The 13,932-nt window shown below is 68.6% G+C and carries 10 protein-coding genes and 1 tRNA gene; 1 reads left to right on the top strand and 10 read right to left on the bottom strand.

The genetic code is table 11. From position 1 onward, the window contains the following. Nucleotides 1-90: 90 nt before the first annotated feature. The 7 genes from ACIA8D_RS11770 to ACIA8D_RS11740 all read right to left on the bottom strand — a co-directional run bounded on the left by ACIA8D_RS11770 (nt 91) and on the right by ACIA8D_RS11740 (nt 10,153). The gene (locus ACIA8D_RS11770; protein ID WP_399231052.1) at nt 91-1,743 is read right to left on the bottom strand and encodes a bifunctional aspartate transaminase/aspartate 4-decarboxylase; all 1,653 of its coding nucleotides are present in this window, start codon (nt 1,741-1,743) and stop codon (nt 91-93) included. A gap of 28 nt (nt 1,744-1,771) precedes the next feature. Further along, on the bottom strand, nt 1,772-3,475 hold the full coding sequence (aspT, locus tag ACIA8D_RS11765; protein ID WP_399231050.1) for an aspartate-alanine antiporter: 1,704 nt from the start codon (nt 3,473-3,475) through the stop codon (nt 1,772-1,774). A gap of 15 nt (nt 3,476-3,490) precedes the next feature. Next, a complete protein-coding gene (gene aspT, locus ACIA8D_RS11760; RefSeq protein ID WP_399231048.1) occupies nt 3,491-5,167 on the bottom strand; it encodes an aspartate-alanine antiporter in 1,677 nt (558 codons plus the stop codon). 104 nt (nt 5,168-5,271) lie between these two features. Beyond that, entirely contained in the window at nt 5,272-6,723 is a 1,452-nt protein-coding gene (locus ACIA8D_RS11755) for a GH1 family beta-glucosidase (RefSeq protein WP_399231047.1), read from the bottom strand. A gap of 207 nt (nt 6,724-6,930) precedes the next feature. Further along, nucleotides 6,931-7,806 carry a carbohydrate ABC transporter permease gene (locus tag ACIA8D_RS11750; protein ID WP_399231045.1) on the bottom strand — a complete coding sequence of 292 codons (876 nt, stop codon included), beginning with the start codon at nt 7,804-7,806 and terminating at the stop codon, nt 6,931-6,933. Next, on the bottom strand, nt 7,803-8,834 hold the full coding sequence (locus tag ACIA8D_RS11745; RefSeq protein ID WP_399231043.1) for a carbohydrate ABC transporter permease: 1,032 nt from the start codon (nt 8,832-8,834) through the stop codon (nt 7,803-7,805). The genes ACIA8D_RS11750 and ACIA8D_RS11745 overlap by 4 nt, the downstream gene beginning before the upstream one ends. Beyond that, the gene (locus ACIA8D_RS11740) at nt 8,831-10,153 is read right to left on the bottom strand and encodes an ABC transporter substrate-binding protein (protein ID WP_399231042.1); all 1,323 of its coding nucleotides are present in this window, start codon (nt 10,151-10,153) and stop codon (nt 8,831-8,833) included. The genes ACIA8D_RS11745 and ACIA8D_RS11740 overlap by 4 nt, the downstream gene beginning before the upstream one ends. 269 nt (nt 10,154-10,422) lie before the next feature. Here ACIA8D_RS11740 and ACIA8D_RS11735 point away from each other — a divergent pair, with 269 nt between their 5' ends. Beyond that, nucleotides 10,423-11,478, top strand: coding sequence for a LacI family DNA-binding transcriptional regulator (locus ACIA8D_RS11735; RefSeq protein WP_399231040.1), 1,056 nt, complete (start codon nt 10,423-10,425; stop codon nt 11,476-11,478). 79 nt (nt 11,479-11,557) lie between these two features. On the opposite strand, the gene ACIA8D_RS11730 is transcribed toward ACIA8D_RS11735, so the two are convergent. The 3 genes from ACIA8D_RS11730 to ACIA8D_RS11720 all read right to left on the bottom strand — a co-directional run bounded on the left by ACIA8D_RS11730 (nt 11,558) and on the right by ACIA8D_RS11720 (nt 13,637). Then, nucleotides 11,558-11,630 (bottom strand) — tRNA-His (locus tag ACIA8D_RS11730). Nucleotides 11,631-11,751: 121 nt separating this feature from the next. After that, complete coding sequence (orn, locus tag ACIA8D_RS11725; protein WP_266719301.1) at nt 11,752-12,354, bottom strand: oligoribonuclease; 603 nt, start codon at nt 12,352-12,354, stop codon at nt 11,752-11,754. Nucleotides 12,355-12,434: 80 nt separating this feature from the next. Beyond that, nucleotides 12,435-13,637, bottom strand: a complete 1,203-nt coding sequence (locus tag ACIA8D_RS11720) for a GlxA family transcriptional regulator (RefSeq protein WP_399231038.1) — start codon at nt 13,635-13,637, stop codon at nt 12,435-12,437. Between the last annotated feature and the right edge of the window lie 295 nt (nt 13,638-13,932).

Genomic DNA, 13,932 nt, shown 5'->3' with positions numbered 1-13,932 from the left:
AACGGCTCAACGACCACCCAGGCCTGATCAGTCAGCTCATGACGACGCACCACGAAAACACCAACGCGCCAACCACTTTGCGGACACGACCTAGGCCTGCGAGGTCCGCCATTCCTCCGCGTAGTCGTCGAAGATGCCGCGCAGATGGTGGCCGATCTTCAGGTAGTCCAGGTTGTCGAGGTTGGCCAGCGAGACGCGGACCGACCACTCGGGGCCCTCGAAGCCGCCGCCGTTGAGGAGGACCACGCCGGTCTGCTGGGCGAGCCGGAACAGGGCGTCGACCGGCTCGTAGTTCTTCTCCAGGAACTGGGCGAACGACGTGCCGTGGACGCGCCCGGCCTCGGCGAGCAGGTCCAGCTCGATGTAGTAGGCGGCCCGGTGGGGATCCTCGTGGATCTTCATCTGGGCGCCTTCGAGGAGCAGGTCGAGGCGCTGGCGGACGATGGAGCGGATCTTCTCCTTGTACGCCTGGCCCTCGTCCAACATGTCGAACAGGGAGAAGAGGCTCATCATCACCTGCTGCGGCAGCGACAGGCCCGCCGTGTGGTTGAGCGCCACCTGCCGGGAGTCCGCGACGAGCCGGTCGATGAACCTGATCTTCTCCGGCTCCAGGGTCAGCGAGCCGTACCGCTTGTTGAGCCGGTCCTTCTCCTCCTGCGGGAGCTGGGCGATCCGCTCGTCGATGATGTTGTCGTCGTGCAGCCCGATCACCCCGAGCCGCCAGCCCGTGCACCCGTAGTGCTTCGAGTACGAGTAGACGAGCAGGGTGTTGCGCGGCAGGTCGGCGGCGATGGAGCGGAAGCCCTCGACGAACGTGCCGTACACGTCGTCGGTGACGAGCAGCAGGTTCGGGTTCTTCGTCGCGACGATCTCCTTGATCTGGTTCGCGACCCGGGTGCTCAGTGCCAGCGACGGCGGATTGGAGGGGTTCACCAGGCAGACCAGCTTGATCTCCGGGTCCTCCAGCTTCGCGACCTCCTCCTCCGGGTACCGCCACTCCCGCACGCCCGTCTCGGCGAACTTGCTGGCCGAGATGTAGGTGACGTCGAACTCGTAGGTGTCGAGCTCGGGGATCTCGATGTACGGGGTGAAGACCGGAACCATCAGCGCGATCTTGTCGCCCTTCTTCAGCAGCCCGTTCTTCATGAGGGAGTCGAAGATGTAGCACATGGCCGCCGTGCCGCCCTCGGTGGCGAACAGCGACAGGTTGTTGTCCGCGGGTGCCTTCTTGTCGAACATCTCGTCCGCGAGATAGCCGCGCACCACCTGCTCGCCCTGGGCCAGCATCCGGTCGGGGACCGGGTAGTTGTCGCCCGTGATGCCGTCGGTCAGCTCGTGCACCCACTCGTCCTTGTCGAATCCGAAGCGCTGGATGGCGTGCTGGACGCACTGTGCGAGGAGTTCGATGCCCGGCAGGTCGGGGTGGCGGCGCACGAACGTGTCGAAGCGCTCGTACGCGCCCTGCTTCTCCGGCATCCCGCCGAGGTTGTCGGCGGTCCACACGCGCCGCGACTCCTCCAGGGCGAAGTAGCCGAGCGCGTAGAACGCCTCGCGGGGGCCCGTGGCGATCCAGTTCGGGTTGCCGCGGCCCGCGTTGAGCATCTGGCGGCTGGACTTCTCCTTCTGGCCCGGCTTGTCGGCCTGCGCCTGCTCGGCGAGGTCGATGAAGATGTTCTTCAGCTCGAAGGGGGAGAGCTGGGCGTACTGCTGGATCTCTTCGCGCGTGAACGTCGTCTTGGTCATCAGTGGTCCTTAAGTGCGATGCGGGGGCTCAGTGTTGGAGGAGGACGATCACGGCGCCCCAGATGGTCAGGAGCACGTTGCCGACCGCGTACGGGATCGTGTAGCCGAGGGTCGGCACCTGGGAGCGGGAGGACTCGTTGATCGCGCCGATCGCCGCGGTGGTGGTCTGGCCGCCGGCGAGCACGCCCATCAGGATCGGGAAGCGGATCTTCTGCACGTAGTGGCCGAACAGGAAGCCGATGATCAGCGGGACGACGGTGGCGACCGCGCCGAACACCAGCAGGCCCCAGCCGGCGTCGGAGAGCCCCGAGGTGAAGCTCGGGCCGGCGTTGATGCCGACGATGGCGACGAACATGCACAGGCCGAGCGTGTCCATGAACCACTGGGCGCCGGGCGGCACATTGCCGTAGGTCGGGTACTTGCCGCGGATGTAGCCGAAGACGAGGCCCATGATGAGCGCGCCGCCCGAGGTGGACAGCGAGATCGGGACGCCGGAGACGGTCAGCGCGGGGATGCCGATGCAGCCGCCGAGGAAGATGCCGAGCCCCACCCAGATCATGTCGGTGGCGAACGAGGTCGGCACCGGCTTGCCGAGGGCCGCGCCCGCCGGGTCCACGAGCCGCTTGGGCCCGGTGAGGACGAGCGTGTCGCCGCGCTCGACCTTCGAGGAGAGGCGGTAGGGGAACTCGGCGCCCGAGCGGTAGATCTTGTCGATGTAGACGCCGACCATGAACGGCTCCCGGCGCAACTCCGCGACGGTCTTGCCCATTTGGGCCTTCTCGGACGCCACCACGTGCAGCGTCTCCGTCTCGTAGCCGAGCAGCTCGACGTCGTCGGTCTCCATGCCGATGTGGGTGCGGGCGTCGTAGTCGACGAGCGAGCCGCGCAGCGCGCTGACCGCGACGACGTCGCCCTCGCGCAGCACGGTCTGCTGGGTGTGGTCGAGGATCTGCCCGTCGCGGCGCACCCGGGTGAGGTAGATGCGGTGGCCGAGCTCCTGCTGCTGCTTCTCGAAGTCGTCGATGGTGCGGCCGACGATGTCGGGGCGCTCGATCGTGTAAGCGCGCAGCACCACCTCGTAGTAGCCCTCGGCGAGGTCCGGGTCGTTGTCGGGGGCGTCCAACTCCTTGGCCATCTGCGCCGATTCGGCCGCGAGGTCCTTCTTGTAGAGCCTCGGCAGGACGTTGGCGAGCAGCATCGCGCACAGGATGGTGCCGAGCGGATACGTCACCGCGTAGCCGATCGCGACGAGGTTCTCCTCGTGCTTGGCCGCCCCGGAGGACAGTCCCGGCAGGGTGCCGATGGCGTCCTGCGCGACACCGATCACGGCGGACTGGGTGAGCGCGCCGCCGAGCAGTCCGGCCGAGAGCCCGGGGCCGTAGCCGAGCATCGCGGCGAAGACCCAGCAGATCAGCAGGCCGGAGACGCAGACCACGACGGCGTTGAGCACCTGCGGCAGGCCGTCCGTCTTGAGGCCGCGGAAGAACTGCGGGCCGACCTTGTAGCCGAGGGCGAACAGAAACATGATGAAGAACAGGCTCTTCACCGTGCCGTTGATCTCGACCTCGGTCCAGGCGCCGAGCAGCAGGCCCGCGATGAGGCAGCCGGTGACGGCGCCGAGCGCGATGGCCTTGTAGCGGACCTTCCCGAGCAGGAAGCCGAAGGCGACCGTGAGGAAGACCAGGAGTTCCGGATAGGGCTGGAAGATGTTCCGGTTGAGGAAGTCGATCACTCTGTGGCCGTCCTCTCAGTTGCCGAGGATGCCGACGAGCACGGGGCCCGTCAGCGGGAGCAGGAAGTTGGAGAGGGCGTACGTGATCGTGTAGCCGAGCATCGGCACCGACGACTGCGCCACCTGGGTGACCGCGGTGATCGCGGGGGTCGAGCACTGCTGTCCCGCGATGGCGCCGATCAGGAGCGGCTTCTCGATCTTGAGCAGCTTGCGGCCGACGAAGAGCGAGATCGTCGCGGGGATCAGCACCATCGCGATCCCCGCGAACGGGAGCAGCGCCCCGTACTCCTTGATCAGCGGCCAGGCCTGCGGGCCGGAGACGAGGCCCGTGCAGGCGATGAAGACCGCGAGCCCCATGTCCTTGATCGTGGACGCGGCCTGCGGCGGGAACGCGCCGAAGGTCTGCGAGCGCGAGCGGAACCAGCCGAAGAGCAGCCCGGAGATCAGACAGCCGCCGCCGGTGCCGAGCGACATCGGGATGTCGCCGAACTTGACCACGACCTGCCCGAGCAGCGAACCGGCCGCGATGCCGAACCCCAGATAGATGAAGTCGGTGGCGTCGTTCTTGACCACCGAGCCGATCCGCGCGACCAGCTTGTTCAGGCCCGAGCGGGCACCGACCAGGGTCAGTACGTCGCCGCGGTGCAGGACCGTGTCGCCGTTGGCCGGCATGTCCTGGTCGCCGCGGGTGATGTCGGTGACGTAGACCCCGTCCTTGTAGAACTCGGGGTACGCCTTCTGCACCTCGTCGACGGACTTCCCGTCCAGCGCCTTGTCGGTGACCGACACCTCCCGCGACGCGAGCGGCGAGTCGAGCCCGGGCACGCCCGGCGTCTCGGGGCCGATGACCCGGCCCGCGCCGATCACGTTCGACCGGCGGCCGACCAGGAGCACCAGGTCGGAGAGGGTGAGTTCGAGGCCGGGCGCGACGTCGAGGACCTTGCTGCCGCGCTTGACCGCCTCGACGGTGACCCGCTCGCCGAGCGAGGACTGCAGGTCCCCGAGCGTACGGCCGTCGGCGGTCGTCACCAGGTAGGTGCGGCCCACCATGCCCGGCAGGGCGGGGCGCTCGTCCGCCTCCAGGCTGCCGCGGCTGCGCGTGCGCTCCCACAGCTCGCGGGCGGCGTCGCGCAGGTTGATGCGCATCATCATCGGCATGATCTGGCTCGTGTAGAGCACGATCGTGATCAGGCCGAACAGGTAGCAGACCGTGTACGCGGTGGCGACGTTGCCCTGGTACTCGGAGATCTGGGCGGCCGAGAGGTTGCTGAGCTTGCCGATGGACTCGGTGGCCGTGCCGACCACGGCGGACTCGGTGGCGGCGCCGGCCAGGATGCCGGAGGCGGTGCCGACGTCCAGGTCGAACCAGTCGGCGAGGCCGAGCGCGATGCCGATGACGCAGACCAGCTCGATGCCGCAGAGCACGAAGAAGCGCAGGCTCTTCTTGTTGAGGTTGCGGAAGAACTGCGGCCCGGCCATGTAGCCGAGCGCGAAGATGAACAGCGCGAAGAACACGGTCTTCACGTCGTCGGAGACATGGGCCTTGGTCCAGGCCCCGAGCAGCAGCGAGACGATCAGCGTCCCGCAAATGCCGCCCAGCGTCAGCGGCCCCACGCGTAGCTTCCCGACGAGGTAGCCGAGCGCGAGGCTCACGAACAGGACGAGTTCCGGATGGTCCTTGAGCACACCCATGGCGTCTCAGAACCGCTCGTATCGGTAAGTAACGGGCATATGGGCAAAATAAGGGCCGGTGCGCGTCGCTGCCACGCGACGCGCACCGGCCCCAGCCCGCCGGATCAGGACTCGGCGGGCAGCCCCCCGCTGCGGGCCACCCGGGAGTACCAGGTGGCGCTGGACTTCGGGATGCGCTGCTGCGTCTCGTAGTCGACGTACACGGCGCCGAACCGCTTGCCGTATCCGTAGGCCCACTCGAAGTTGTCGAGCAGCGACCAGAGGAAGTAGCCGCGGACGTCGGCGCCCTGCTCGATGGCGTCGTGGACGGCGGCCAGGTGCGCGTGCAGATAGCGGATCCGGTCCGGGTCGTGCACCCGGCCCTCGGCGTCGACCACGTCCTCGTACGCCGCCCCGTTCTCGGTCACGTAGAGCGGGATGCCCGGTGCCTGCGCGGTGTGGTCGAGGAGCAGGTCGGTGAGCCCGGTCGGGTCCACGGGCCAGTTCATGGCGGTGAGTTCGCCGGGCGCGTGGTGGAAGGCGACGCCGTCGGCGGCCGGCCACGGGGTGTGCTCGCTGGCGCCGTGGCCGTCGAGGCGGGGGCCGGTACGGGCCGGGTCGGCGGCCGAGACGACGGCCGGCGTGTAGTAGTTCAGGCCGATGAAGTCGAGCGGCTGGTGGATCGCCGCGAGGTCCCCGTCCCGCACGAACGACCAGTCGGTGACGGCCGCGGTGTCGGTGATCAGGTCGCGCGGGTAGGCGCCCTTCAGCAGCGGCCCGGTGAAGACCCGGTTCGCGAGCGCGTCGATCCGGCGCCGGGCGTCCAGGTCGGCGGGGGCGTCGGTGAGCGCCCGGACGACGCTCGGGTTGAGGCTGATGCCGATCCGGGCCCGCGCGGGCAGCACCTCGCGCAGGGTCGAACTGGCGAGACCGTGACCGAGGTTGAGGTGGTGCGCCGCGCGCAGGGCGGCCGCCGGGTCCGTCCGCCCGGGGGCGTGCACCCCGGACCCGTACCCCAAGAAGGCGCTGCACCAGGGCTCGTTGAGGGTCACCCAGCTCTCGACGCGGTCGCCGAGCGCCTCGCCGACGATCCCCGCGTACTCCGCGAACCGCTGTGCGGTGTCCCGCTCGGGCCAGCCGCCCGCGTTCTCCAGCTCCTGCGGCAGGTCCCAGTGGTAGAGCGTCACGACGGGCTTGATCCCATGGCCGAGCAGCTCGTCGACGAGCCCCCGGTAGAAGTCGAGCCCACGCTGCACGGCGGGCCCGCGCCCGGTGGGCTGCACCCGCGGCCACGCCACGGAGAACCGGTACGCGGTCAGCCCCAGGTCGGCCATCAGCCGCACGTCGTCGCGCCACCGGTGGTAGTGGTCCACGGCGACGTCCCCGGTGTCACCGTTCAGCACCTTCCCCGGCGTATGACTGAACGTGTCCCAGATCGACGGCGTCCTCCCGTCCTCCCGCACGGCCCCCTCGATCTGATACGAGGCGGTGGCCGCCCCCCATAGAAACCCAGCGGGAAACCGGGTACTGGCGGGCGCGTCGGCGAGCTCGGGGCTGCTGTTGTCGGTGGTGGTCATAGGAGCGCTCCCATAGGTAGTAAAGAGATCCCTCGGCGGGCGAGCACGACAATCCGGTGGGCCACTCAGCCGGGTGGGCCGATCAAGCCCCTGCAGGGGGCACCTCCCAGCGGTAGCTGGGGGAGATTGAGCAGCGGGGTCCGGGGCAGAGCCCCGAGACGTAGGGGCGGACGGGGCACAACACAGACGCCCCGCCGCCCCCCGGAGCTACCCCTTGACCGCCCCCTGCATGATCCCGCCCACAATCTGCTTCCCGAACAGCAAAAACGCGACGAGCAGCGGCAACGTCCCCAGCAGCGCCCCCGCCATGATCACCGAGTCGTCGGGGATGTACCCCGTCCCCAACGCGTTCAGGGCGACCTGAACCGTGGGGTTCTCCTGGGTGAGGGCGATGATCGGCCACAGGAAGTCGTTCCAGGCCATCACGAAGGTCAGCAGCCCGAGCACGGCCATCGCGGGCCGCGCCGCGGGAAAGACGACGTGCCACACGACCCTGAGGCTGCTCGCCCCGTCGACCCGCGCCGCCTCGATGAGCTCGCCCGGCAGCGCCTGCACCAGGTATTGGCGCATGAAGAACGTCCCGAACGCGGACACCAGCGTCGGCAGGATGACGGTCTGCAGATGGTTCGCCCAGCCCAGGTCGGTCATCCACAAGTACAGCGGCACCACCGCGAGTTGCGGCGGAATCATCATCGTCCCGATGGTCATCAGAAGCAGCGTCGTGGAGAAGCGGAACTTCAGCTTGGCGAAGGCGAACCCGGCCAGCGTGGAGAACAGCACCGTGCCGACGGTGATGGCCGAGGCGACGAGAATGCTGTTCCACATCGCCGAGCCGAGGCCGGCCTGGTTCCAGGCGGTCTCCAGGTTCTTGAACAGATTCCCGCCGATCCAGAACGGCGGCGGCGTCTGCGCGAGGCGCGCGTTGGTGCGCGAGGCCGCGATCACCGTCCACAGCAGCGGGGCGAGGGAGATCACGGCGAACAGGGCCAGCGCGACGTATGTGACGGGTCCCGCGTGCAGTTGCTTGCCCGCGCCCAGGACCCGGCGGCGCTTCGGCTGCGTCACATCTTCGATGGTGGTCATTGGGACTTCCTCAGCCGGCGGGAGATCAGCATGTTGATCGCGGCGACGACCAGCAGGATCAGGAACATCGACCAGGCGATCGCGGACGCCTTGCCGAGGTTGCCGACGATCCAGCCCTGGTCGTACATGTAGAGACCGATCGTCTGGTACTGGTGCTCGGACCCGCCCTTGGTGCCGCTGACCCCGCCGAACAGCAGGGGCTCACCGAAGAGTTGCATCGCTCCGATGGTGGAGACGACGACCGTGAACAGGATCGTCGGCCGCAGCATCGGGATGGTCACGTGCCGGAACTGCTGCCAGCGGTTGGCCCCGTCGAGCGCCGCCGACTCGTAGAGGTCGGCCGGGATGGCCTGCATCGCCGCCAGGTAGATCAGCGCGTTGTACCCGGTCCACCGCCAGATCACGATCGAGGACACCGCGAGCTGCGAACCCCAGTCGGACTCCCGCCAGTTGATCTTGTCGAGCCCTATGGAGTCGAGGGCCCAGTTGATCATCCCGCTGTCCGGGGCGAAGAGCATCACGAAGACGAGCGTCGCGGCGGCCACCGATGTCGCGTACGGGGTGAGCACGATGACCCGCCACACGACCGAGCCGCGCAACCGATAGTTGAGCATGTGCGCGAGCCAGATCGCCGCGGCCAGCTGCGGCACCGTGGAGATGACCCCGATGGTCAGGGTGTTCTTCAGCGCGTTCCAGAAGAAGTCCGACTGGAACAGGTTCGTGTAGTTCTCCAGACCCGCCCAGGTCTGGCCGTCCAGGTTCGCCAGCTGCACGTCGTGCAGCGAGTACCAGGCGGTGTAGAGCAGCGGCACCAGGGAGAAGGCGCCGAAGATGATGAAGAAGGGGGCGATGAACGCGTACGGGGACGCCTTCATGTCCCAGCGGTACAGCCGGCTGCGCCAGGAGTCGGCGTTCTTCGGCGTACCGCGACCCTGAGCGCCCCGGGCCACGCCCGACTCCTTGGTGGAGTCGGACGCGGCGTCGGCGCTCGACGCGGACTGCGCGAGAGCCTCGTTGGAGCTGGTCACTGGCCGAGCACGTCCTTGACCTCATTGGTGGCCGCGTCCCAGCCCTGCTTGGGCGACTTGCCCTTCTGCTCGACCTGGAGGATGCCGGTGTCCGTGATCGCGGTGTTGATCGGCTGGTCCTTGATGCCGAAGATCTGCACCGGGATGGTCTTCGCCGAGTCGGAGAAGATCTGCGTGAGCGGTGCGTTCGAGAAGTAGGCCGTGGTGTCGGCCTTCGGCTTCAGACCCGCGTACGCCGACGGGGTCGACGGGAAGCTGGCCTGCTTGGCGAAGACCTTCGCCTGCTGCTCGGGGGCGGTCAGCCACTTCGCCAGGGCGATGGCCTCCTTCTGGTGCTTGCTCGCCGTCGGCACGCCGATGAACGAGCCGCCCCAGTTGGCCGCGGTCGGCGCGGCCGCCACGTCCCACTTGCCCTTGCCGGAGTCACCGGACTTCTCCTGGATGTAGCCGATCATCCACGCCGGGCAGGCGACGGTGGCGAAGGTGCCGTTCGCGTAGCCCTGGTCCCACGGCTTGTCGAACTGCTTCAGCTTCGCCGACATGTTGGAGGTCGCCACCTCCATCGCCGCGTCCCAGGAGTCCTTCACACCCTGGGACTTGTCCCAGATGACCTTGCCGCTTTCGTCGTAGTAGCGGTCCTTCGCGCCGCCCAGCGCCGCGTTGTAGACCGATGCGGCGGAGTCCACGAACTTGGTGTCGTCCGGCGCCTTCTTCATGTAGTCCTTGCCGACGTCGACGTACTTTGCCCAGTCGCCCTTCCACATCTCGGCGAGCTTGGTGCGGTCGGTGGGCAGCCCGGCCTTCTTGAAGAGGTCCTTGCGGTAGCAGATCGCCATCGGGCCGACGTCGGTGCCGAGGCCGATCAGCTTGCCGTCCTTGGTGGTGGCCTGCTTGTTCTTCCAGTCCAGCCACTGCGACTTGTCGACCTCCTTGCCGAGGTCGACGAACTTGTTCGCCTGCGTCTGCACGGCCTCGGTGATGTTGCCGATCTCGATGGCCTGGATGTCGTCGGTGCCGGAGCCGGCCTGCAGACGTGTGAGGGTCTTGGGCCAGTAGACGTCGGTCCGGGTGGTGACGTTCTCCTTGATGGTGACGTTCTTGTGCAGCTTCATGTACTCGTCGTAGAGCCCGGCCTGCTTGTAACCGAAGGTGCCGAAGGTGCCGACCGTCAGCGTGGTCGAGCCCTTCTTGTCCCCGGAACCTCCGGCGCCCCCGGAGCCGTCGTCGTCATCGCTCGCACAACCGGCAAGCAGCCCTGTGGCCAGGGCGGCGACGACCGCGAAGGTCATCGCGCGTCGGGACGTACGGGCAGTGCGCATTGCGTCCTCCAAGTGCTCATGTGCTCTTGATGCTGAGACGTGCAGATCCCGGCCTGCTGCCAACTGCTCTACTGGGCCCGTTTGTTCACGTGCGGCTCGGGCGGGGAACGTGCGGCTTCTGTATGCGTCCAGTAGGGTGGGAGCGCTCCCACCCGTGATGAGTTGAAGGGTCGTCGCTCGAACCCGGGGTGTCAAGACACTCGGCGGCGACAAGTTCGTGCGGTTATCGGGCTGTTAGATTCCGCTCAAGATCTGGGGAGGTAGGAGTCATGGTGGCTCACGGCACGCACGGCAGGCGCCCGACCCTCGAGGAGGTCGCGGCCCGAGCGGGCGTCGGCCGGGGGACGGTCTCCCGCGTCATCAACGGATCGCCGCGGGTCAGCGACCAGACGCGGGCGGCGGTGGAGGAGGCGGTGGCCGAGCTCGGCTACGTGCCGAACACGGCGGCGCGCGCCCTCGCGGCCAACCGCTCGGACTCGATAGCCGTGGTGGTCCCGGAGGCCGAGTCCCGGTTCTTCTCCGAGCCGTACTTCTCCGGCATGGTCGGCGGCGTCGGCCTCGCCCTCGCCGAGTCCAACCTCCAGCTCCTGCTCACCTTCGCCCGCGGCGAGCGCGAACAGGACCGGCTCGCCGCCTACCTCGCCGCCCACCGGGTCGACGGCGTCCTGCTGGTCTCGGTGCACTCCGACGACCCGCTCGCGGACCGCCTCATGCAGATGGACATCCCGACCGTGATCAGCGGCCCCCGCTCCGCGGGCGAGCCGCTGCCCTCGGTCGACACCGACAACTACGCGGGTGCCCGCTCCGCCGTCGAGCACCTGGTCTCCCGCGGCCGCCGCTCCGTCGCGATCATCGCGGGCCCGCTCGACGTGTACGGGGCCCAGCGCCGGCTCGTCGGCTACCAGGACGAGCTGGCCGAGGCCGGGCTCTCGTACGACGAGAAGCTGGTGGCCTACGGAGACTTCACGGAGGAGGGCGGCCGGCGCTGCATGGCGGAGCTGCTGGAGCGCAGCCCCGGCCTCGACGCGGTCTTCGCCTGCTCCGACCTGATGGCCTCCGGCGCCCGCCAGGTGCTGCGCGAGGCGGGCCGCCGCATCCCCGACGACGTCTCCCTGGTCGGCTTCGACGACTCGGTGATCGCCCGCCACATGGAGCCGGGCCTCACCAGCGTCCGCCAGCCCACCCTGGACATGGGCCGCGCGATGACCGAGCTGCTGCTCGACGAGATCGCCATGGCCGGGCAGGGGAAGCGCTCGTCCGTCCGCCGCGGCACGCAGCGCCACCTGGTGCTTCCGACGGAGCTCGTGGTCCGCGGCTCGTCGTAGATGCGGACCGGGGGACCGGATCTCCCCGGGAACGCCGAAGGCCCCGGTTCTCTCGAACCGGGGCCTTCGGACCCTTCAGGGTGAGTGACGGGACTTGAACCCGCGGCCACCTGGACCACAACCAGGTGCTCTACCAACTGAGCTACACCCACCATGTCCGGTCGTTTGTCTTTCTTCCGACCGGCCGAGAAAAAGTGTACAGGGTCCGAAGGGGTGCTCGCGCACACCTTTCCCGAGCGGGCCCGGACCCCGTACACAGGGGTTTACAAGTGGTTACTCGGCAGGCAGGACATACTTCGCCGCGATCGACTTCGCGGTGTCCGAGTCGGGCCCGGGCTGCGGGACGAAGACCGCCTCGCGGTAGTAGCGCAGCTCGGCGATGGACTCGCGGATGTCCGCGAGCGCCCGGTGGTTGCCGTTCTTGTCCGGACTGTTGAAGTACGCCCTCGGGTACCAGCGCCTGGCGAGCTCCTTGACCGAGGACACATCGACGATCCGGTAGTGGAGGTAGTCCTCCAGCGTCGGCATGTCACGCAGCAGGAATCCGCGGTCGGTACCGACCGAGTTCCCGCACAGCGGGGCCTTGCCCGCGTCTTTGACGTGCTCACGTACGTACGCCAGGACCTGTTCCTCGGCGTCCGCGAGCGTCGTGCCGCCCGCCAGCTCGTCGAGGAGACCCGAGGCGGTGTGCATATTGCGTACCACCTCAGGCATGGTCTCCAGGGCCTCGTCCGGCGGGCGGATCACGATGTCCACTCCGTCGCCGAGTACGTTCAGCTCCGAGTCGGTGACCAGTGCGGCCACCTCGATGAGCGCGTCGTTCGCCAGCGAGAGTCCGGTCATCTCGCAGTCGATCCACACCATGCGATCGTTCATGCGCCCAACCCTACGGGTCCGGACTTCCCACTGGCAGACGACGGGCGTCGGCTCCTGTGCTCGGTGCTGTGTCGCGGGGGCTACGAGGCCGTGCGTGGGCCCGGCAGTCCCGAGTGGCCCGTCGGCATCGAGGCCGCCGGCGGGCCGAGCGCGTTCGCGGCCGCGGTGCGCCGGGACTGCACGGGGACCGGCGTCCCCTCGCCGCCCGGCACGCCCGTCAGCTCGACCGGCCTGTCCGGCTTCTCGGGCTTCCCCTCGCCCTGCTGCGGCCTGCGAGCCCGGTACGCCGCCCGGTACGCGGCCGGGGACGAGCCCAGCTGGCGGCGGAAGTGCCCGCGCAGCGCGACGGGGGAGCGGAAGCCGCAGCGGCCCGCCACCTCGTCGACCGAGTAGTCGGACGTCTCCAGGAGCCGCTGGGCCTGCAGCACCCGCTGCGTGATCAGCCACTGGAGCGGGGCGGACCCCGTCAGCGACCGGAAGCGGCGGTCGAAGGTGCGGCGGCTCATATAGGCGCGGGCGGCCAGCGTCTCCACGTCGAACTGCTCGTGGAGGTGCTCCAGGGCCCAGGCGACGACCTCGGCCAGCGGGTCCGCGCCGATCTCCTCCGGTAAAGACCGGTCGAGATAGCGCTCCTGGCCGCCGCTGCGGCGCGGCGGGACCACCAGGCGGCGGGCGAGCGCTCCGGCCGCCTCGTTGCCGTGGTCCGTGCGCACGATGTGCAGACAGAGATCTATACCGGCCGCCGTGCCGGCACTCGTCAGTACGTCGCCGTCGTCCACGAAGAGCTCGCGCGGGTCCACATGGACCGACGGGTAGCGCTTGGCGAGCGTCGGGGCGTACATCCAGTGCGTGGTCGCCGGACGGCCGTCCAGCAGGCCCGCCGCGGCGAGCACGAAGGCTCCCGTGCACAGGCCGACGATGCGCGCGCCCTCCTCGTGGGCGCGGCGCAGCGCGTCCAGCGCCTCCTCCGGTGGCGGAGAAGTGATGGACCGCCAGGCGGGCACGACGACCGTGCCCGCTCGCGATATCGCCTCGAGGCCGTGCGGCGCGGTGAGTTCGAGTCCCCCCGTGGTCCTCAGGGGCCCGTCTTCGCCCGAGCACACGAGCAATCGATAGCGCGGAACTCCCGCGTCCTGTCGGTCGATGCCGAACACGGAGAGCGGAATGGAACTCTCGAAGATGGGTCCGCCGCTGAACAGCAGCACCGCGACGATCTCTCGTCGGCGGCGCCCCGACAGCTTGCGAGCCGCCGCCTCCGGCGCGGTGGTGGCGTCGTGGCTCATGCTGCTAAGCCCCCCTCGGTGATCCCGGCTCCCTCAATATTTTGACGGGTCGTTCGCTCCTGCACGTGTCCCCTCGGTGATGCACGAAGTCCCCCGCCGCCTTCAGATCAGACAGTCATGATCGAATCTACTGCGTCCCATGGTGCCGTCGTGACCAGTTAAGAACCTGACAGATTGTCGACAAGGCAACTTGGCGTGAAGCATTCGATCACGAAGCGTCGCACTCAGGGGCGTTGCTGGGAAGTGCGCCTCAACTCCGTGGCCGGTCCCCGTAGGGCGCAAGCGCCTTCCATGG

This window comes from Streptomyces sp. NPDC051684 (assembly GCF_044453445.1).
Taxonomy (GTDB): domain Bacteria; phylum Actinomycetota; class Actinomycetes; order Streptomycetales; family Streptomycetaceae; genus Streptomyces.
Note: the sequence above shows the minus strand (reverse complement) of the source record. Positions and strands in the feature narration are given on the sequence as shown.

Excerpts from the sequence above, each read along its gene's own strand:
- ACIA8D_RS11740 (WP_399231042.1), bottom strand. The coding sequence starts at position 10,153 with ATGCGCACTGCCCGTACGTCCCGACGCGCGATGACCTTCGCGGTCGTC.
- ACIA8D_RS11720 (WP_399231038.1), bottom strand. The coding sequence starts at position 13,637 with ATGAGCCACGACGCCACCACCGCGCCGGAGGCGGCGGCTCGCAAGCTG.
- aspT (WP_399231048.1), bottom strand. The coding sequence starts at position 5,167 with ATGGGTGTGCTCAAGGACCATCCGGAACTCGTCCTGTTCGTGAGCCTC.
- ACIA8D_RS11755 (WP_399231047.1), bottom strand. The coding sequence starts at position 6,723 with ATGACCACCACCGACAACAGCAGCCCCGAGCTCGCCGACGCGCCCGCC.
- ACIA8D_RS11770 (WP_399231052.1), bottom strand. The coding sequence starts at position 1,743 with ATGACCAAGACGACGTTCACGCGCGAAGAGATCCAGCAGTACGCCCAG.
- orn (WP_266719301.1), bottom strand. The coding sequence starts at position 12,354 with ATGAACGATCGCATGGTGTGGATCGACTGCGAGATGACCGGACTCTCG.
- ACIA8D_RS11750 (WP_399231045.1), bottom strand. The coding sequence starts at position 7,806 with ATGACCACCATCGAAGATGTGACGCAGCCGAAGCGCCGCCGGGTCCTG.
- ACIA8D_RS11735 (WP_399231040.1), top strand. The coding sequence starts at position 10,423 with ATGGTGGCTCACGGCACGCACGGCAGGCGCCCGACCCTCGAGGAGGTC.